General features: G+C 69.1%; 14 protein-coding genes. 9 read left to right on the top strand and 5 right to left on the bottom strand.

Features of this window, described 5'->3' with window-relative positions:
- Positions 1-96 precede the first annotated feature (96 nt).
- Positions 97-1,038 carry an MBL fold metallo-hydrolase gene (locus NE235_RS26260; RefSeq protein ID WP_252807614.1) on the top strand — a complete coding sequence of 314 codons (942 nt, stop codon included), beginning with the start codon at positions 97-99 and terminating at the stop codon, positions 1,036-1,038.
- Positions 1,039-1,794: 756 nt separating this feature from the next.
- Here the strand turns inward: NE235_RS26260 and NE235_RS26255 are convergent.
- Entirely contained in the window at positions 1,795-2,697 is a 903-nt protein-coding gene (locus NE235_RS26255) for an acyltransferase domain-containing protein (RefSeq protein ID WP_252807611.1), read from the bottom strand.
- Between NE235_RS26255 and NE235_RS26245 the strand changes: the two genes are divergently transcribed.
- Positions 2,585-3,973 carry a ferredoxin reductase gene (locus tag NE235_RS26245; protein WP_308206157.1) on the top strand — a complete coding sequence of 463 codons (1,389 nt, stop codon included), beginning with the start codon at positions 2,585-2,587 and terminating at the stop codon, positions 3,971-3,973. The two genes, NE235_RS26255 and NE235_RS26245, sit on opposite strands and share 113 nt — an antisense overlap.
- A gap of 14 nt (positions 3,974-3,987) precedes the next feature.
- Positions 3,988-5,103 carry a fatty acid desaturase family protein gene (locus tag NE235_RS26240; protein WP_252807609.1) on the top strand — a complete coding sequence of 372 codons (1,116 nt, stop codon included), beginning with the start codon at positions 3,988-3,990 and terminating at the stop codon, positions 5,101-5,103.
- A 76-nt stretch (positions 5,104-5,179) separates the two neighbouring features.
- Here NE235_RS26240 and NE235_RS26235 read toward each other — a convergent pair whose 3' ends face one another.
- The 4 genes from NE235_RS26235 to NE235_RS26220 form a co-directional block, all read right to left on the bottom strand.
- On the bottom strand, positions 5,180-5,446 hold the full coding sequence (locus NE235_RS26235; protein ID WP_252807608.1) for an STAS domain-containing protein: 267 nt from the start codon (positions 5,444-5,446) through the stop codon (positions 5,180-5,182).
- Entirely contained in the window at positions 5,382-6,182 is an 801-nt protein-coding gene (locus NE235_RS26230; protein WP_252807606.1) for a DUF5994 family protein, read from the bottom strand. The genes NE235_RS26235 and NE235_RS26230 overlap by 65 nt, the downstream gene beginning before the upstream one ends.
- A gap of 250 nt (positions 6,183-6,432) precedes the next feature.
- On the bottom strand, positions 6,433-7,701 hold the full coding sequence (locus NE235_RS26225; protein WP_252807604.1) for a PP2C family protein-serine/threonine phosphatase: 1,269 nt from the start codon (positions 7,699-7,701) through the stop codon (positions 6,433-6,435).
- Positions 7,702-8,791: 1,090 nt separating this feature from the next.
- On the bottom strand, positions 8,792-9,946 hold the full coding sequence (locus NE235_RS26220) for a glutathione-independent formaldehyde dehydrogenase (RefSeq protein WP_252807602.1): 1,155 nt from the start codon (positions 9,944-9,946) through the stop codon (positions 8,792-8,794).
- A 1,142-nt stretch (positions 9,947-11,088) separates the two neighbouring features.
- Between NE235_RS26220 and NE235_RS26215 the strand changes: the two genes are divergently transcribed.
- The 6 genes from NE235_RS26215 (at position 11,089) to clpB (ending at position 18,082) form a co-directional block, all read left to right on the top strand.
- Complete coding sequence (locus NE235_RS26215) at positions 11,089-11,538, top strand: DUF1931 family protein (protein WP_252807600.1); 450 nt, start codon at positions 11,089-11,091, stop codon at positions 11,536-11,538.
- Between the two features lie 295 nt (positions 11,539-11,833).
- Positions 11,834-13,759 (top strand): molecular chaperone DnaK, encoded by a 1,926-nt coding sequence (gene dnaK / locus NE235_RS26210; protein ID WP_252807598.1) that lies wholly within the window; start codon positions 11,834-11,836, stop codon positions 13,757-13,759.
- Complete coding sequence (locus NE235_RS26205) at positions 13,752-14,249, top strand: nucleotide exchange factor GrpE (RefSeq protein WP_252807596.1); 498 nt, start codon at positions 13,752-13,754, stop codon at positions 14,247-14,249. Before dnaK ends, NE235_RS26205 begins: the two co-directional genes overlap by 8 nt.
- Complete coding sequence (locus NE235_RS26200; RefSeq protein WP_252807594.1) at positions 14,233-15,192, top strand: DnaJ C-terminal domain-containing protein; 960 nt, start codon at positions 14,233-14,235, stop codon at positions 15,190-15,192. The genes NE235_RS26205 and NE235_RS26200 overlap by 17 nt, the downstream gene beginning before the upstream one ends.
- Entirely contained in the window at positions 15,192-15,506 is a 315-nt protein-coding gene (locus tag NE235_RS26195) for a chaperone modulator CbpM (RefSeq protein WP_252807592.1), read from the top strand. The genes NE235_RS26200 and NE235_RS26195 overlap by 1 nt, the downstream gene beginning before the upstream one ends.
- Entirely contained in the window at positions 15,497-18,082 is a 2,586-nt protein-coding gene (gene clpB / locus NE235_RS26190) for an ATP-dependent chaperone ClpB (protein WP_252807590.1), read from the top strand. Before NE235_RS26195 ends, clpB begins: the two co-directional genes overlap by 10 nt.
- Position 18,083 lies beyond the last annotated feature (1 nt).

Below are 18,083 nucleotides of genomic sequence, written 5' to 3'. Positions count from 1 at the left end.
AGAATACCTATCTCGCCTAAGGCGTGAGACGAATTCGTATTTTATTGAGCTTCACAGGCATCGAGGGAATCATTCGATCTCTCTACGGTCGAGCACATGACGAGCGAGAACGAGCGTGTGCAGAGCATGGTGCTGGGGGATGTCGAGGTCATCCGGGTCGTTGAATGGCACGAGCCGTTCCTGCCCACCTCAGGCATGTTCCCGGCGGTCGCCGCCGAGGTGTGGAAGGACAACGAGGGCTGGCTGGCACCGGACCACTGGGAGCCGGACGGCGACCGGGCGGTGCTCGCTCTGCAGACCTGGGTACTGCGCAGCGGTGGGCGGACCGTCCTGGTCGACACCGGCGCGGGCAACGGGCGCGAACGACCGGGCATGGGGCCCTTCCACCGGTCTCAGAGTGATCTTCCCGGCCTTCTGACGGAGGCCGGTGTTCGCCCGCAGGATGTGGACGTGGTCGTCAACACCCATCTCCATGTCGATCACGTCGGCTGGAACACCGTCGACGCGGACGGGCAGTGGGTACCGACGTTCCCCAACGCTCAATACCTCATTCCGGCCGCCGACGACTTCCATTACGGTCCGGACAACGCGTACGGCAACGGCGCGCAGGAGGTCGACCGTCTGATCTACGAAGACAGCATCGCGCCCATCCACCAGGCCGGACAGGCCGTGCTGTGGGACGGCCTCCATCGCATCGACGAACACCTCACCCTGGAGTCCGCGCCCGGCCACACCCCCGGCTCGTCCGTGCTGCGCCTCGCATCCGGGAGCGACCGGGCGGTTTTCGTCGGAGACCTGCTGCACAGCCCGGTGCAGATCCTCCAGCCCTGTTGCAACAGCAGCGCCTGCCTGGCCCCGGAACAAGCGGTGGCCAGTCGCCGTCGGATCCTCGGCAGGGCGGCCGATGAACGGGAGCTGCTCGTCCCCGCGCACTTCGGTGGTGCGGGCGCGGTGGAGGTCCGGCGGGCGGGTGATGGATTCGCCCTCGGCGCATGGGCGACAGGCGGCCCGGAGAAAAGTGGATCCGCCTCTGAGTGAGCTCGGCTGGCACCCCGCTCATCACTCCCGAGCGCGAGGCCCGCAACGCCTCGACGGACGGCGCGACCGTCGCCACCTGGCTCAGCCTGTGAAAGTCCACGGGCCGAGCCGGGTGGACCCGGCATCCCGCACGGAACAACCCACCCCCCGGCCTGGAGACCGTCCCTCATGACGCACACGTCGACCGACCGGCCCGCCCCCACAGCGAGCGGAGCCTTCGTCCCGGTGCTCGCCTTCATGGGCATGAGCAGGCGGTGTCGACGCTGACCGACGGGCAACTCGATCGCCTCGGCGAACGCGGGTTCCTCGGTGAGGAGCCGGTGCGCCATTCCGGGCCACTGCGCGCCGTATCCGGAGAACACCCAGGCCGGCGCCGAGGCTCCGACGTCCGTGCCGGTGACGACGGCGGGCGAGGGACGCCCGGTGTGCAGCGCTCGCAGGCCTGCGGCGAGCGTGTCGCGGTCGCGTCCCACCACGGCCGCGCCGTACCGGCCCCGGCCGAACCGGCGCGCGAGCGTGCACGCGACGTCCGCCGGCTCGCCCAGGTCACCGGCGAGCAGCCCGGCGTACTCACCGACCCGGTCGGCCGCGACGTCGGAGAGCAGGAGCGTGTGCACCGTTGTGCCCGTTGGTGCCGGCCTCGCCGATCGAACAACCCGCCACGGCGACGAGGGTCACGGCCGCGGCCAGATGGGTGAGCTTCATTCGAGGGGTCTCCAGGATGTGCTACGAACTCAAGTAGAAGGTCAGGGGCGTTCACAGCCAGGCAGTCCGAACCGGCCGCCGGCAAGCACGGTGCAGACCCGGACGCCCGCGGGAGGCTGGTCGGTGCTCGCCCGCGCGACCGTCGTCTCCGAAACCGGCGCCGTTCGCGGTCCAGGCGTGCCGCTCCCGTGTACCCGGCAGCCGGACGTGCGAGCCGAGCAGCGGATGGGACGATGCCGCCTGTGGGCGGCCGGTCCGCGCCCAGTGCCGTTGATGCCGCCAGGGCGGGCTCGGCAGGTCGACGATCCGCCCGCCGGTGGGCAGCCGGACGGGCAGGCCGCCGAGCCGGAGCGCGGCCAGCCGGGTGTGGAAGGTGATCGTGTCGTCGGCCCGCTCCCCCTCCGCGGGACGCCGCAGGGTCGGGACGACCAGGGCGTCCTCGACGGTCTCGGTGAGCGCGTGGGTGAGCAGGGGATGCGCGGAGATCTCGACGAACGTCCGGTGCCCGTCTTCGGCGGCCGCCTGGACGGCGTCGACCAGCCGGACCGGATTGCGCAGGTTGGCCGCCCAGTAGCCGGCGTCGAACGACGGGACGCGTCGCGGGTCGTCGAGCACGGTGGAGTAGAACGGCACCCGGGGGCGGGCGGGCCGCAGGTCGGCCAGCCGCAGGCGCTGTGCGGCCTGCTCGGCCTGCCCGCCCGCGCCACCTCCACCGAGGTCTCCGCCGCGGTCACGCGCCGCATCGTACGGCCGCTGACCGAGGGCGCACGCCGGCACTCGGCGGGCGACACGACGTCCGGGCCGCTGCCGTTCTTCTGCGTGCACGCGGCGGGTGGCGACAGTGGCGTGTACCGGCAACTGGCGGCGCTCCTCGGACAGGACCAGGTCTTCTACGGTCTCGACCGGTTCGACGACGCGCCGGAGGTCGACGAACGCGCCGCTTTCGCCTGGCATCTCGCCCGTCGACGGCCGATGGTATGCGCGGTCTCCATGCCGGGTATCACGGGATCATGGGGACCGGTTCGATCGACGGGGACGGCGGGCGGTTGAGGTTCTGGTTGCAGGCGCTTCGCTGGAGAACTACTTCTTGAGCGCGCCTGGATCCGCCGTCCCGTCCGCCGCCTTGCGGTGGCTGGCGGGCGCTGTACGGCCGCTGACCACTCCGCTGGTTCCAGATGACTATCTCGCGCTATTCGACCCACTATGGTGCGGACGGGAGTTGCGGGGCCGAATTGAGGCGATCCATCCGGAGACCGCGGACGCGGCGACGCTGGTGATCCGTCCGGGCCGTGGTTGGGTTCGGCACCGGGCGGGGCAGTGGGTCCGGGTCGGTGTCGATATCGAGGGGGTGCGTCACTGGCGGACGTTTTCGCTGTCCTGCCCGCCGGGAGGCCCGGACGAATGCATCACCATCACCGTCAAGGCGGTCCCGGACGGGCTGGTCTCACACCACCTGGTACGGCAGGCAGCGCCTGGCATGATCGTCCACCTGGCTGGGCCGGACGGGGAGTTCGTCCTCCCGGAACCGCCACCGCCGCGTCTGCTGTTCCTGACGGCCGGCAGCGGCATCACGCCCGTACGGGCGATGCTGCACGGCCTCCTGTACGGCCCGGCCACGAGGGGTGCGGCCAGGCCCGGAGCCGCCTCACCTCGCCGAGATACCGGGTGCCGTGGGCTGCCCGATGTGGTCCTGCTGCACTCGGCGCCCACACCGGCCGATGTCATCTTCGGCGCGGAGCTGCGGGCCTTGGCGGTGCGATTCGCGAATCTGCGGCTGTACGAGCGGCACACGCGAACCGGGGGGCGTCTCAGGCCGTCCGACGTGCCGGACCTGTGCCCGGACTGGACCGAACGCACGGCCTGGGTCTGCGGGCCGCCCGAGATGCTCCAGGAGGCCGAGGACCACTGGGCCGGATCGGCTGATCGGCTGCACGTCGAGCGCTTTCGCCCGGCCACGCCGACGGCGGGGGGCGAGGGGGGCCGGATCCGGTTCACCAGAAGCGGGCGGCAGACCGACGCCGACGGCGGCACGTCGCTGCTGATCGCCGGGGAGCGGGCGGGTGTCCTGATGCCGAGCGGCTGCCGGATGGGGATCTGTCACACCTGCGTGGGACGGCTCGCCTCGGGGCAGGTCCGTGACCTGCGCACCGGCCAGATTCACGGCGAACCGGGCGACCTTGTCCAGACCTGCGTGTCGGCCGCCGCCGGACCAGTCGAAATCGAGCTATGACGCCGAGGGGGACCATGTCGACCACCGCGCTTGCCAGTCCGACCGACATCGAGGACTTCGGACGTGAGCTCGACGAACTCCGCGACGAGATCATCGGGACCCTCGGTGACAGGGACGCACAGTACATCCGCGGCGTCATCGCGACCCAGCGCAAGCTGGAGCTGGCGGGCCGGGCACTGCTGTTCGCCTCCTGGCTGCCGCCCGCCTGGATCGCCGGGACCGCGGCGCTGGCCACCGCGAAAATCCTGGAGAACATGGAGATCGGCCACAACGTTCTGCACGGGCAGTGGGACTGGATGCGCGACCCGAAGATCCACTCCACGACCTGGGAGTCGGACCTCGCCTCACCATCCGCCCAGTGGAAACACTCCCACAACGTCGTCCACCACACCTGGACGAACGTGCTGGGCAAGGACCGCGACATCGGCTACACGCTCTTGCGGGTCAGCCCGGAGCAACCCTGGCACCGGGTCTACCTTCTCCAACCGGTCTACAACGTGTTCCTCGCGCTCGTCTTCGAGTACGGCATCGCGCTGTACGACCTTGAGGTCGAACGCATACCGGCCGGGGACAAGAGCCTGAAAGAGACCTGGACGCAGCTGCGCGCCATTGCCGGCAAGGTGCGGCGCCAGATCATCAAGGACTATCTCGCGTTCCCGATGCTGGCCGGCCCCGGCTTCATGCCCGTCCTGCTCGGCAACCTCACCGCGAACCTGACCCGCAACGTATGGGCGCACACCATCATCTTCTGCGGCCACTTCCCCGAAGGCGCCGAAGTCTTCACCGAAGACCAGTTGGAGGGCGAGACCCGCGGCGAGTGGTACGTCCGCCAGCTGCTCGGCTCCTGCAACATCGACGGCGGCCGCCTCTTGCACCTCATGAGCGGCAACCTCAGCCACCAGATCGAGCACCACCTGTTCCCCGATATGCCGAGCAACCGGTACGCCGAGATAGCACCGCGAGTCCGCGACCTGTGCGAACGATTCGGACTCCCCTACACCTCCGGCTCACTGGCCCGTCAGACCGGCTCGGTCTACAAGCGGATCCTGCGACTCGCCTTCCCCGGGCCCCGACATCACCGCACCGCACCGGCAGAACCACCAGCCACAGACCTCCGGGCGCTCGCCTGAAGCACGATGCGTAAGCCGCGTAAGCCCGCCGGCACCCTTCCAGGACTCGGAGACCCACGGCGGCCACATCGTTTCGTCACCTGGTGGACGGGCGCAACAGCGGCATGCTGCGGTCGACACCGGTGATACGCAGCAGCCGGGACATGCTCGGACGGGGCGCGGTCAGGGCGACGGTGATCCCCATCGATCGCGCGCGGTTCTGGATGCCGACCAGGATGCGCCAGCCCGAGCCATCGCAGAACGTCACGCCGGACAGGTCGAAGATAAGCGTCCTCCTACTACGCAACAGGACGCTCAGCAAAGCCTCGCGCAAGGGCCGGGCCGGTGAAGCGATCGATCTCACCGGACAACTGGATGGTCGTCGGGGCCGACGGGTCGGCCCTGCCGAATGGGGCGGTATCGACGATGGTCACTCGCGGTGCCCCTCTCGAAGACGGGTGACGGGTGCCGGCCAGTCGGCCGCCGGCGGTTTCGGGCACAGTCCGAGTCACCGCAGGCGATGCCCGTGCCAGGACATGGTGTGCCCTGTGGTCGTCGTCGCGATCCGCTGTGTCGTTCTCATCACCGGCCGATCCATGACGGTCCGGCGTGCCAAGGCCGGACGAAGCAGACGGCGGGCGGTGGTGAGAAAGATCGAGCGGACGCAGGTCAAAAGTGCCCCCGAATGCAGTGCCGAACCCAGCCGCCACCGGACCGCCCGTCCTGTCCGACGGCATGGTGACCAGGTTGACGGCGTCGGTCCCCGCGAACATCAGCGTGACCAGGCGGGGATCAGTGCCGTAGAGCCGGCCCACTTCGATCTGGCGTCCCCGGGCCGGGATACAGCCGGGGACGTGCTCCCAGGCGTCGGTGTGCAGGCAGATACGAAGCGTGGTCCGGCCCAGCCGTTGATCGACAGCGGCGATGAGGCCGGGTAGTTCTGCCGCGGCGTCCTGGGAGTAGGGCCACCATGCCCCGTCCAGCGAGCCTCGCCCGGCACGTACGGGATCCAAACCCAGTCTCACCGGGGAGTCGACCACGGGGAGCGCACTCGCGACCGCGTTGAGCGGCGTGCGGTGAGAAAGTAGCGTCGGCATCATGACCGCCTGGCCTGTCCAGAGCCTGCGAAAGGTTCGATCTCGGGTATCGCCGGGGGCGACGCCGACCTGAATGCCAACGCACGAAAAGTCCTCGGTGGTTAAAGACTATCTCTGATCCTCTTGATCACTTCGGTTCGAGAGGTAAAGACCGCGTTGAGCACACGTTCGCCTCGTCACGGACTGAACGCGCAGAACCAGAGGGCGATGGGACCGCCGACTGCGCCGCGGAGTCTCCGGGGCGGATGCAGGTCTACGGCGCTGCGCTGGTCCGCTCGCTGAGGCGTTGGCCCGCGGCGTGGTTGCCGACGGTGCCACCGCGCCATTCGACCAGGAAAAGGGTCGCATCATCGGTGGTGATCCCACCCCGTTCCCTCATCAGCGCATGAGACAAAGCTCGCACCATCTCCCGCACGCCCTGACTGACGCGCCCAGCGCTCTCAACGAAGTCGATCAAACGTTCCTCACCGAACTGCTCTCCACCCGCCTTATGCTCCTCGACGAGACCGTCGGTGAAGAACAGGACCCGGTCGCCACGATGGAGCATTTGCTCGCTGATCCGCGGCTGGTCGCCCCCGAATCCGACCGGCAATGTTCCGGGGCCCTCCAGCCTCTGGATCACCTGGTGATCGCGGATCAGCAGCGGTGCGGGATGCCCGGCGTTGACCCATTCCAGATGACCTGTTGCGATGTTCAGTCGCATCATCTGCGCCGTAACGAACTGGTCCGGACCGAACTGCTCGTCGATAGACCTATCCATGAAGGCGTACAGTTCAGCGAGCCCGATTCCGGCGCGCCTGGCGTGCCGATAGGCGCCGATGGCGACGGTGGCCAGTACCGCCGCGTTCAGACCGTGGCCCATCGCGTCGATGACGGCCATGTGAAAGGTGTCGTCGTTGAGCGCGTAGTCGAAACTGTCGCCAGCGACGTCGTAGGCCGGCTCAAGGATCCCCGCCGCCGCGACCTGCGGGGTGACCATGGTCAGCGGGGGCAGCAGTGACCACTGGATCTCCGCGGCCACGCTCATCTGCTCGCGGCGCCGGGTCCTGAAGAACTGATCGGTGTAGCTGTTCTTGGTGACCAGCATGTCGGCGACAAGGCCGGCCAGTCGCCACAGCAACCGCCGGTCCTCGTCCTTGACGGCGTCGAAGGTGACCGCCATGACCCCCACTTCGTCGCCGCCGTCCAGGAGCGGCAGGAAGATTCGTACGCCGTTGGGCACTGGCTGTTCGACGGGAATCGCGTGGAGGAACGCCCAGCCGGCCGGGGAGCCATCGATACTCTCAGCGGCGCCCACTCTGAGTCCTTCGCCTGGTAGAGGGACGAGCATCAGCTGGTCATAGTCCTGCAGTAGGACCGAAATGTCCCGACCGCCGATTCTGGTGACCTCTTCCGCGACCAGTGGGGCGATCGATTGGGGCGTCATCCCGTGAGCCCGGTCCAACAGCACGCCCAACAACCGCTCGCCGAACCCTTCCGAGCGGTCCACCGCGGCCTGGTGAAACATCGGCTCATTTTCCATTTGCCCACACCAGCCTTTGTTATCAACGTCTCCTGGGTCAGCGAAGGGCGGGACATCGACGCATCTCGGTGCCTCCAACCTATACTCATCGGCGGACCTGCAGCTGATGGAAGACCTTTGATCGCAAGCTCATCGATCTTGTGCCACTCTTCCGGACTCCTGTATTCGCTGACTGTGGTGAGCACCTTCTCCTCTTCGACGGTCAGGTGCTCGACGAGCTTTCGCTCCAGCCGATCGAGACAGTCGGCGAGCATCTCCCAGGTGGCGACGTCAACGGCGTCACGCCATGCCGTGCGGAGCGCCGCTGACTCCGACAGCAGCCGATCGATCTCTTCGCAGCGCCATGGCCAACAGGCTCTCCCGCGTCTTGGACGGGCCGGCAGCCCGCTGTGCCGAAGGAAGTTCCCCTCGTCCGCTGGCTCAGACACGCGTTGGTGACCACCATCCGTTCAGGCACCGGACCGATGGCCAGCCGGAGCGCGACCATGAGAGCCTCCCGCTGATCCTCGCGCAGCTCGTCGAACCGGGAGGGGATGTTCCCATGGCGGCAGCCCGGTCGGCCGCGGCGTCCTGCAGGACGGTCTTCCCCACCCCTGCCTCTCCCGGGCGGCGGCAGGCACTCGCGGGTGCCGGCCAGGATGAGCTCCCGGATGAACTCCGCCAAGGCTGCGAAGACGTGGACGACTAGCCCCCGCCGGGCGTGGTGGTGTCGAGGTTCTCATGCAGCAGATGAACCCGATCTCGGGTGGGCTCGACAAGGTCCGCCAACCTGAAGGAACCACAGGTCAACGGCCAGATGAGCCTGGGACTCGAACCCAGAACCTATGGATTGAAAGTCCACGGAAATGCGCGATGCCTACTCGATGCGCTACCGCGTCTTCCTCCACAGTGCCACTACGTGTCACCCGGTCCGCGTTCGCCATTCGCTTCACGGCATACCAGCCCGACGGGGTGCCGCGTGGTGCCGGACGATACCGCGACGTACGACCACCCGCCGAGCACCCGAACCGGCCGTTGGGCTTGGATGGCTATGCATCGCGCCTGCTCCTCCGCCGGCCTTGGCTCGGCGGTCGATGACATGGCGAGCGGCTCAGCGCGGCTGCCCGTTCGGATGCAGAACGACCTTCGTCCAGCCGGGGTCCCGGTGGTCGAAGTGCTCATAGCCCTCCGGCGCCTCCCCCAGCGGGAGCTCGTGCGAGACGACCCACGACGGCCGGGCCCGGCCCGTATGAATGAGGCGCATGAGTTCGCGGTTGTATGCCTTGACGTTGCACTGGCCGTTTCCGACGCTCTGGCCCTTGAACCAGAACAGGCCATAGTCGAAGGCGACCTCGCCCTCCTTGTAGAGCGGGTCGGGACTCCCCGGGTCCTGCGGCAGGTACACGCCGACGACTCCGATGGAGCCGGCGAAGCGTACGGACCTGACCAGGTTGTTCAGCGTCAGGTTCGGGTGCTCATGCCCCTCCGGGTCATGTGCCTGGTAGCCGACGCACTCGCAGCCGCGGTCGGCGCCCATGCCGTCGGTCTGGTCCAGGATCGCCTCGACGGGCGCCACCTTCGAGTCGTCGATCGGGATGGCGCCGATCTCCTCGGCGAGCTTGAGCCGGTCTGGATGCCGGTCGACGACGAAGACCTTGCTCGCGCTCTTGAGCGTCGATGACAGGGCCGCCATCAGGCCGACCGGCCCGGCACCGTAGATGACGACCGTCTCGCCGGCCCGTACGCGGGCCAGCTCGGTAGCGTGCCAGCCCGTCGGGAAGATGTCGGCCAGCATGACGTAGTCCGTCTGCCGCTCCTCCGCCTCCGGCGGCAGGATAAGGCAGTTGAAGTCGGCGTAGGGAACGCGGAGCAGTTCGGCCTGGCCGCCGTTGTAGGGCCCCATGTCCGCGAAGCCGTACGCGGCCCCCGCTATGTTCGGATCCGGGTTCGCGATGAGGCAGAAGGCGGTGAGCCCCTTCTCACAGTTCTCACAGAAGCCACAGCTGACGTTGAAGGGCATGCACACCAGATCGCCGACCTTGACCCGGTCCACGGCCTCGCCGACCTCCACCACCTCACCGAGGTTCTCGTGGCCGAGCACGCGACCGGTGTCCAGGTCCGTACGGCCCTCGTACATGTGCAGGTCCGAACCGCAGATGTTGGTCGTGGTGATCCTCACCAGCGCGTCTGTGGCCCGTTCGATCCTCGCGTCCGGCACTTCCTCGACCCCGACCGTACGCGGTCCCTCGTAGACAACGGCTCTCATGGCGAATACCTCGATCTAGTCGATCAATGGAATATCGGCCGCCAAGTAATGTCGCCGACTGTCGGCGACACCCGACAATCACCCAACGCCTGCCGGAAATAGAGATATCCGCAGGCCAATGCCCCTATTTCGAGGTTCCCACCTCTCGTACCGATGTCAATGTAGACGGGAAAGCTTTACTCTCCGGCATGGCCGTCCGGCGAGCACCGATGCCCAGCGCCGGCCGCCGCCGGGCGGTACCCGGTTCCCCGGTTCCCTGTTCCTCGCGAGCTGCCATCGACGCGACCGAAGCCGCCGATGTGCCGCGCCGTCACCCTCCGCCGGGCCGGCCGGACACCGTCGCGCGGGGCCGACGAGCCCCGGCAGGTGCGGAACGGACGCCCGGCGTTGCTCGGCGGTGGTGGTGACACGCTCGCGCGGCTCGTCGCTGTCCAGGCGCACGGGCGGGCTGTCGCGCCGCCCCTCGGGGATCACGGCGACGCCCATGGCGCCGCGGTTCGGGCAGGTCACCTCTCCTCGGCGGCACCGGCACGCCGTCAAGCCGATAGAACGCGAACGTGGCGCCGACGTCGTCGGTCACGTACTGCACGTCGTAGTCGGCGGTCCAGGTGTGGCCGCAGCGCCCGCGGACGGACCTGTAGCGCTCGACGGCGACGTCGGCCAACATCGCCATAACAACCCCTGTTCATGGACCGGCTCTGCAGGCTTCACGCCTCATGGGCGCCGGCACGGCCAGGCAAAGGCGCCACCGGTGTTCAGGTCACTCCGTCAGGGCAGGGTCAGGCCATTATGGGCCTTTGACCAGGTCCGATGCCAGAACACCGGTCGGCCCGCCCGAATCGGACTTAGGAGGCCTCGTGACCACATGGGATGCCCATGGCCGCCGCACCGGACCGCGTTCCGGCCGGCGCGGGCCGGCCGGAAGATCCCCCACCGGCGGTGCGCTCAGGTGACACTCACGGTGGCCCGAACAATGACGGTCCGAGGCCAAGCTGCTGCGCGCTGACCCCGCCCGTCGGGTGGCGGAAGCGCGCCGAGGACCGCTGCGCCCGGAACGTGCCGCCGGGGCGGCTCAGACCCGTCCGGTCGTGGGATGCCGGAGGCGGACCACCGGACGATGCTGGAGGCAGGAGGTGGTACCCATGCCCCCGACCGGCATCCCGCAGTTTCAGCGCCTGTTCCGTGCCGCCGCGAGCCTGGACGTCGACAAGGACGACCTCAAGCGCTACGACGACTTCGTCGACGGCAAGATCTACGACCTGATCCTCATCGGCCAGGCACGCGCCAAGGCCAACGCCCGCGACATCATCCAGCCGCACGATCTACCCGTGACCAAGGGCCTGCAGGAGTGCATCCACGAGTTCCGCAAGCTCGAGGAGGAGGTCGAACTCGAGTCGCTCCTCGAACGGCTCGCCAAGCACCCGCCGCTCGAGCTGATGGTCGCGGACGAGACCGAGGCCGACCTGCCGCAGATCGCCGGAGGACTGACCGTCGCGCTCGCCCGCGCGTTCAAACTGATCGATCCGAAGCTGAAGAACCCGCACACCGAGCACTGGGAACGCGTCGCCCGCGTGTTCGACCTCCTGCTGTAGGCCACTACGAGAGCACCCGACGGCGGCCGTACTACACGATCGAGGACGTCACGCGAGCGCCCACCGGGGCGGAGTTCGTCCGGCGTCGATCCCCACCCTCGGCACGGCCCGGAAGACCGCGCCACCGCCGAGACGCGGACGCCATGTCTACCAAGGCTGAGGATGCGAGCGGCCATGCGAAGGGCGAGCCTTGGATGGTGTAACGCCATCTTGATGCAGGAGCTCCGAACGTCCAGCCGATCACGCTGTTCTCCGTCGAAGGCCGGGGCTCCGTCGGTCCGGCGAGGAGGAGAGCATGGCCAAGGCAGTCGGAATCGATCTCGGAACCACGAACTCGGTCATCGCTACCACCGAGGACGGTCACCCCACGGTGATCCCCAACAGCGAGGGGTCGCGCACGACGCCGTCGGTGGTGGCCTTCACCGAGCAGGGTGAGCGCCTGGTCGGGCAACTCGCGCGCCGGCAGGCGATCCTCAACCCCAAGGGCACGATCTACTCGGCGAAACGGTTCATCGGCCGCCGGTACGACGAGGTGGCCAGCGAGATCAACGCAGTGTCGTTCGACGTGGTGTCCGGTCCGGACGGCGCGGTCCGCTTCGACGTCCGCGGCAAGCAGTACGCTCCGGAGGAGATCTCCGCGCTCGTGCTGCGCAAACTCGCCGACGACGCGGGCAAGTTCCTCGGTGAGCGGGTGACCGAAGCCGTCATCACGGTCCCCGCCTACTTCAACGACGCCCAGCGCCAGGCCACGCGGGACGCCGGCAAGATCGCGGGCCTGGAGGTCCTGCGGATCATCAACGAGCCGACCGCCGCGGCGCTGGCCTACGGGCTGGACAAGGGCGCGAACGAGACGGTGCTGGTCTTCGACCTCGGCGGCGGCACGTTCGACGTGAGCCTGCTCAGCATCGGCGAAGGTGTAGTGGAGGTCCTCGCGACCGCCGGTGACGGGCACCTCGGCGGCGACGACTTCGACCGCCGCATCGTCGATCACCTCGCCGATGAATTTCAGCGGGACACCGGCATCGACCTGCGCCGCGACCCCCAGGCGCTGCAGCGGCTGTTCGAGGCCGCGGAGAAGGCGAAGGTCGAGCTGTCCTCGGTGACCCAGACGACGATCAGCCTGCCGTTCGTCACCGCGGACGCGACCGGCCCCAAGCACCTGAACACCACCCTGATGCGCTCGACCTTCGAGCAGATCACCGGCGACCTCATCGAACGCACCAAGGGCCCGGTGCAGACGGCGATGGCCGACGCGAAGACCACGGCGAACGACATCGACGAGGTCATCCTCGTGGGCGGGTCCACCCGCATCCCGGCCGTGCAGGAGCTCGTCCGCAGGATGACCGGCGGCAAGGACCCTAACATGACGGTCAACCCGGACGAGGTCGTCGCCCTCGGCGCGGCCGCCCAGGCCGGCGTCATCAAGGGCGAGGTCGAGGACGTCGTCCTGCTGGACGTCACCCCGCTGTCGCTCGGCCTGGAGACGCTCGGCGGCGTCATGACCAAGATCATCGAGCGGAACACCACCATCCCGGCCCGCCGCACGGAGACCTTCAGCACCGCCGAGGACAACCAGACCGCGGTGGACGTCGTCGTCCTGCAGGGCGAACGCGAACGCGCCGCCGACAACCGGGTCCTCGCGCGATTCCGGCTGGAGAACATCCGGCCCGCCCCACGCGGCGTACCGCAGATCGAGGTGACCTTCGACATCGACGCCAACGGGATCCTCAACGTCTCCGCACGGGACAAGGACACCGGCGTCGAGCAGACGGTCACCATCAGCGAGACCACCAACCTCGACCAGTCCGAGATCGAGCGGATGATCCAGGACGCCGAGCAGCACCGCTCCGAGGACGAGCGCCTGCGCGAGGCGATCGACGCCCGCAACCAGCTCGACTCCATCGCCTACCAGGTCGAAAAGCGGGTCCAGGAGCTCGGGGAGGGTGTGCCGGCGCACGAGAAGGCGCGCGCCCAGATGCTCGTCGGCGACGCCCGCCAGGCGATCAAGGAAGAGGCGCCGGTCGAGCGGCTCCGGAATCTGACCGCCGAGCTCCAGCAGGTCTACTACGGGCTCGGCACCGTGACGGCCGGCGCCGGACCGGGTGCGACAGGGCCGGGAGGCCCCGGCGGTCCGGGCAGTCCGGGCAGTCCGGGCGCCGGTGGCGGAACCACCGGAGGCGACGAGGACGTGATCGACGCGGAGTTCACGACCGATGAGTGACATGCGGCCGGAACAACCGGCAGAAGAGGACGGCGGCCTGGCGACGAAGCTCGCCGAGCTGGAGGACCGGTGGAAGCGCGCGCTCGCCGACCTGGAGAACCACCGTAAGCGCGCCGCGCGCGACGCCGAGCGGCTGCGGTCCGATGAGCGGGCCAGGACCGCCGCCGAGTGGCTGCCCGTCGTGGACAACCTCGAACGGGCCATCGAGCACGCCGGCGCCGAGCCCGACGTCCTCCTCGATGGCGTACGCGCCGTTCGCGACCAGGCGCTCACGGTGCTCGCCCGGCTCGGCTATCCACGCCAGGACGACACAGGGCGCCTATTCGACCCGACCCGGCACGAGGCGGTCGCCGCCGTTCCCGACGCCGACGCCCCGGAAGGAACGATCGTGCAGGTGACCAGGCCCGGATACGGCCACGGCGAGAACCAGCTGCGTCCGGCGCAGGTGGTGGTCTCGAAGGGGCGGCAGGCCGATGGCTCCGGCCCGTGACTTCTACGAGATCCTCGGCGTGCCCCGAACGGCCGGGCAGGACGAGATCCAGCGCGCGTACCGCAAGCTCGCCCGTGCATACCACCCCGACGTCAACAAGACCCCCGACGCGGAGGACCGCTTCAAGGAGGCGTCCGAGGCGTACGCCGTGCTGTCCGACCCCGAACAACGCAAACGCTACGACGCCTTCGGCGAGGACTTCCGGCGCGTGCCGCCGGACGTCGACCCGGAGGCCTGGGCGCGAGCCCGCGCCGGCGCGGGGAGGCGGACGCGTGCGGGCGCCGGGGCCGACGGGTTCGGCGGGTTCGGTACGGGGGGCGAGGAGGTCGACCTGGAGGATCTGCTCGGCGGCATCTTCGGAGGGCGCGCCGGCCGCGCCGGGCGGGGTCACCGTCCAGGCGGTTTCGGCTGGGGGCCGATGCCCGGCGCCGACCAGGAGGCCGAGCTGGAGATCGGTCTGGACGAGGCGTACCGCGGCGGGCATCGCACGATCGGTCTCGATGGCCGGACCATCGACGTGGACATCCCGGCCGGGGTCACCGACGGCCAGCGGATCCGGCTCGCCGGGCAGGGCGGCCGCGGCGGCAACGGTGGGCAGTCGGGCGACCTGTACCTGATCGTGCGGATCAGGCCGGACCCGAGGTACCGCGTCGACGGCCGTGATGTCACGGTACGGCTGCCGCTCGCCCCGTGGGAGGCGGCGCTCGGCACCAGGGCCCCGGTCGAGACGCCGGCCGGCGAGGCGAAGGTGAAGGTGCCGCCCGGTTCGTCCTGCGGCAGGCGGCTGCGGTTGCGCGGCCGCGGCCTGCCCAACCCCCGCGGTACTCCGGGCGACCTGTACGCCGAGGTTCAGATCAAGGTGCCGCCCGAGCCGGGCCCCGAGGAGAGGCGGCTCTTCGAGGAGCTGGCCGCCACGTCGACGTTCGATCCGAGGAGGCGGTGATGAGGTACGCGCTCATGCGGCCGGTACGGGTCGACCTGGAGACCTTCGCCCGCGACGCCCACGTCCACCCGGAGCTGATCCGCCGGTTCGTCGCGCTGGGCATCCTCGATGCCGACCGTGACGCCTCCGGCGGGCTCTGGTTCCTCCGCGAGCAGCTCGCGGTCCTCGCGCGCGTGCAGCGGCTCCGCGCCGGGTTCTCGCTCAACTACGCGGCGGTCGGCCTGGTGTGCGACCTGCTCGACCGCATCGCCGCCCTGGAGGCGGCCCAGAGACATCGCGCTCACCAACGCTCCGGAGATCGATCATGGACCTGAACCGACTGACCGAGAGGTCCCAGGAGGCCCTGCACGACGCGCAGACCAAGGCCCTGCGCTTCGGGCACACCGAGGTCGACGCCGAGCACCTCCTGCTCGCACTGCTCGACCAGCCGGAGGGCCTGGCCCCCCGGCTGCTGGCGGGGGCCGGCGTGAACACCGACCTGCTGCGCAAGGAGACCGAGTCCCGGCTCCAGCGGCGTCCGCGGGTCACCGGCCCGGGCGCGGCGCCCGGTCAGGTGTACGTGACCCAGCGGCTGTCCCGGCTGTTCGACACGGCCGAGCGCGAGGCGAAACGGCTGAAGGACGAGTACGTCTCGGTCGAGCACCTCGTGCTGGCCCTCATCGAGGACGGCCTGATCCCGGGGGTCACGCGAGACCGTTTCCTCGAGGAGCTGACGAAGGTCCGCGGCAACCAGCGGGTGACCTCGTCGATGCCGGAGGCCGCCTACGAGGCCCTGGAGAAGTACGGCCGGGACCTGGTCACCGAGGCACGGACCGGGAAACTCGACCCGGTCATCGGCCGGGACACCGAGATTCGCCGCGTCGTCCAGATCCTGTCCCGCAAGACGAAGAACAACCCGGTGCTCGTCGGCGACCCGGGCGTCGGCAAGACCGCGATCGTCGAAGGGCTCGCCCAGCGCATCGACCAGGGCGACGTGCCGGAAGGGCTGCGGGACAAGACCGTCTGGGCTCTCGACATGGGCTCGCTGGTCGCGGGCGCGAAGTACCGCGGCGAATTCGAGGAACGCCTCAAGGCGGTGCTGGGCGAGGTCAAGGCCGCCGAAGGGCGGATCCTGCTGTTCGTCGACGAGCTGCACACGGTCGTCGGTGCGGGCGCGGCCGAGGGCGCGATGGACGCCGGCAACATGCTCAAGCCCATGCTCGCCCGCGGTGAACTCCACATGATCGGCGCCACCACGCTGCAGGAGTACCGCAAGCACATCGAGAAGGACGCCGCCCTCGAACGCCGCTTCCAGCCCGTCATGGTCGACGAGCCCTCCGCCGAGGACGCCATCTCGATCCTCCGTGGCCTGCGTGAGCGCCTGGAGGTCTTCCACGGCGTGAAGATCCAGGACTCCGCGATCGTCGCCGCGGTGACCCTCAGCCACCGCTACATCTCCGACCGGTACCTACCGGACAAGGCCATCGACCTGGTCGACGAGGCGGCGGCGAAGCTGCGCACCGAGATCGACTCGATGCCCGCCGAACTCGACGAGCTCACCCGGAGGGTGACGCGCCTGGAGATCGAGGAGGCGGCACTGTCCAAGGAAGAGGACCCGGCCAGCCGGTCGCGGCTGGAAGACCTGCGCAAGGAACTGGCCGATCTCAAGGCCGAGGCCGACGCCATGCGCGCCCAGTGGGAGGCCGAACGGCAGACACTGCGCAAGGTCCAGGACCTGCGCCAGGAGATCGAACGCGTCCGCCGGGAGGCCGACCAGGCCGAACGCGACTACGACCTCAACCGCGCCGCCGAACTGCGCCACGGCCGGCTGCCGGAACTGCAACGCAGGCTGCAGGCCGAGGAGGAGCGGCTGTCCGCCAAGCAGGGCGGCCGGCGGCTGCTGCGCGAGGTCGTGACCGAGGACGAGATCGCCGACATCGTGTCCCGCTGGACCGGCATCCCGGTCAGCCGCCTCAAGCAGGGCGAACGCGAGAAGCTGCTCCGGCTCGACGAGGTCCTGCATGAACGCGTCGTCGGCCAGGACGAGGCCGTGCGGCTGGTCACCGACGCCATCATCCGGGCCCGGGCGGGGATCAAGGACCCGCGCCGCCCGATCGGCTCGTTCATCTTCCTCGGCCCGACCGGGGTCGGCAAGACGGAGCTGGCCAAGGCGCTGGCCGCGGCGCTGTTCGACACCGAGGAGAACATGATCCGGCTGGACATGAGCGAATACCAGGAACGGCACACCGTCAGCCGCCTGGTCGGCGCCCCGCCCGGTTACGTCGGCTACGAAGAGGGCGGCCAGCTCACCGAGGCCGTCCGGCGCAAGCCGTACTCCGTCGTGCTGCTCGACGAGATCGAGAAGGCGCACACCGACGTGTTCAACACGCTGCTGCAAGTCCTCGACGACGGCCGGCTCACCGACGCCCAGGGCCGTACCGTCGACTTCCGTAACACCGTGCTGATCATGACCTCCAACATCGGCTCGGACTACCTGCTGGTCGGCGTCACCTCCGACGGCGAGATCAAACCCGACGCGCGCGATGCGGTCATGGACGCGCTGCGCACCCACTTCCGGCCCGAGTTCCTCAACCGGGTCGACGACATCGTGCTGTTCAGACCGCTGACACAGCGCGAGATCGAGCAGATCGTCGACCTGATGTTCAGCGACCTGCGGGGCCGCCTCACCGACCGCCGAATGACGCTGGAGGTCACGCCGGAGGCGTGCGCCTTCATCGCCCGCCAGGGCTTTGACCCGGTGTACGGCGCCCGGCCGCTGCGGCGGTTCATCGCCCGCGAGGTCGAGACCCGGATCGGCCGCGCGCTGCTGTCCGGGGAGATCCTGGACGGCGCGGTCATCCGCGTGGGCCTGGAGGACGGCGAACTCAAGGTCTCCCACCAGAACCCATGAG

This window comes from Actinoallomurus spadix (assembly GCF_024055725.1).
Classification (GTDB): domain Bacteria; phylum Actinomycetota; class Actinomycetes; order Streptosporangiales; family Streptosporangiaceae; genus Actinoallomurus; species Actinoallomurus spadix.
The sequence above is the reverse complement of the archived record's forward strand: the minus strand, read 5'-3'. Positions and strand labels throughout refer to the sequence as shown.

What these genes read in the sequence shown, in the direction of transcription:
- NE235_RS26260 (WP_252807614.1), top strand. Translation starts at nt 97, where the DNA reads ATGACGAGCGAGAACGAGCGTGTGCAGAGCATGGTGCTGGGGGATGTC.
- NE235_RS26255 (WP_252807611.1), bottom strand. Translation starts at nt 2,697, where the DNA reads ATGCCAGGCGAAAGCGGCGCGTTCGTCGACCTCCGGCGCGTCGTCGAA.
- NE235_RS26240 (WP_252807609.1), top strand. Translation starts at nt 3,988, where the DNA reads ATGTCGACCACCGCGCTTGCCAGTCCGACCGACATCGAGGACTTCGGA.
- NE235_RS26230 (WP_252807606.1), bottom strand. Translation starts at nt 6,182, where the DNA reads ATGATGCCGACGCTACTTTCTCACCGCACGCCGCTCAACGCGGTCGCG.
- NE235_RS26225 (WP_252807604.1), bottom strand. Translation starts at nt 7,701, where the DNA reads ATGGAAAATGAGCCGATGTTTCACCAGGCCGCGGTGGACCGCTCGGAA.
- NE235_RS26220 (WP_252807602.1), bottom strand. Translation starts at nt 9,946, where the DNA reads ATGAGAGCCGTTGTCTACGAGGGACCGCGTACGGTCGGGGTCGAGGAA.
- NE235_RS26215 (WP_252807600.1), top strand. Translation starts at nt 11,089, where the DNA reads ATGCCCCCGACCGGCATCCCGCAGTTTCAGCGCCTGTTCCGTGCCGCC.
- dnaK (WP_252807598.1), top strand. Translation starts at nt 11,834, where the DNA reads ATGGCCAAGGCAGTCGGAATCGATCTCGGAACCACGAACTCGGTCATC.
- NE235_RS26205 (WP_252807596.1), top strand. Translation starts at nt 13,752, where the DNA reads ATGAGTGACATGCGGCCGGAACAACCGGCAGAAGAGGACGGCGGCCTG.
- NE235_RS26200 (WP_252807594.1), top strand. Translation starts at nt 14,233, where the DNA reads ATGGCTCCGGCCCGTGACTTCTACGAGATCCTCGGCGTGCCCCGAACG.
- NE235_RS26195 (WP_252807592.1), top strand. Translation starts at nt 15,192, where the DNA reads ATGAGGTACGCGCTCATGCGGCCGGTACGGGTCGACCTGGAGACCTTC.
- clpB (WP_252807590.1), top strand. Translation starts at nt 15,497, where the DNA reads ATGGACCTGAACCGACTGACCGAGAGGTCCCAGGAGGCCCTGCACGAC.